This window comes from Citrobacter sp. wls827, assembly GCF_005280875.1.
Lineage (GTDB): Bacteria > Pseudomonadota > Gammaproteobacteria > Enterobacterales > Enterobacteriaceae > Citrobacter > Citrobacter youngae.
In genome coordinates this window covers 98,575-99,390 of sequence record NZ_SZWR01000021.1, presented here as the reverse complement: position 1 = coordinate 99,390, position 816 = coordinate 98,575, and the positions used below count along the sequence as shown (strand labels likewise).

Here is an 816-nt window from a genome sequence, read left to right as displayed (position 1 = left end):
CGCTGATTTACCCGTGCCGGATAACCACAAAATGGTTTATCCGGCCCAAACGACGTCATTGCACCGAATCAGGCGAAAAACCTGGCTTCCAGTTAATCTCACTAAACAACAACTTCCCCTCGCGCTCCAACAGTCGCAACGTATGCTTACCGTCATGCCAGCACGCCCCCTGGTCAGCCGTCAGCAACTTATCCCCCAGTTGCCAGGCTCCGCTAATAACAAATACCACGCCGCCACGCGAACCAAAGGTCGTAAACGTCCGGTCAGCCACACGAACTTTAGCCTGGCAAACATCCCGACGGGTCATGATATTAAAATCCATCGACATCTGTCCTTCCGTCAGCTTCGCTTTTACCACGCGGTCACCGGCGAACGTAAAAGGCTGATGCTGTTTTAGCGTATGCGGTAACGTGTTAGCACCTTCCAATGTGACTTCTCCCCCTTCGAGCAGTGTAATAACGCGCTCAACTCCGGGGAAGAGTGAAAATTCGCCGTTCGCAGCAATGGAGGCAATACTCGCCCGCCAGTGAAAGTCGCGCGTTGCTGGCGGAAAACAACATATTTCACGCGTTTCTCCCGCACCATTACGCCAGAGATTAACCGGCATTTTGCGGATATCAAAGTACTCCATCATCCCTCCAGAAAGGCACTGTGCGCCGACATGCCGTCATCAGGCAGCCAAATCATCATTGTTATCATTCACCCTGCTCGTTGTTATCGGCAGCAGAGTTGATTTGCCTTAGCGATGACCATGGCGTTTTGCAAAAAAGTTTAACGCGCTGATCCAGGTAGCATTTTCGCGGGCCTCAGGAGCAT

The 816-nt window shown here is 52.1% G+C and carries 1 protein-coding gene; it reads right to left on the bottom strand.

The genetic code is table 11. The features are described from left to right. Positions 1-55: 55 nt before the first annotated feature. Positions 56-631 carry an environmental stress-induced protein Ves gene (gene ves / locus FDX03_RS17560; protein ID WP_048211887.1) on the bottom strand — a complete coding sequence of 192 codons (576 nt, stop codon included), beginning with the start codon at positions 629-631 and terminating at the stop codon, positions 56-58. Positions 632-816 lie beyond the last annotated feature (185 nt).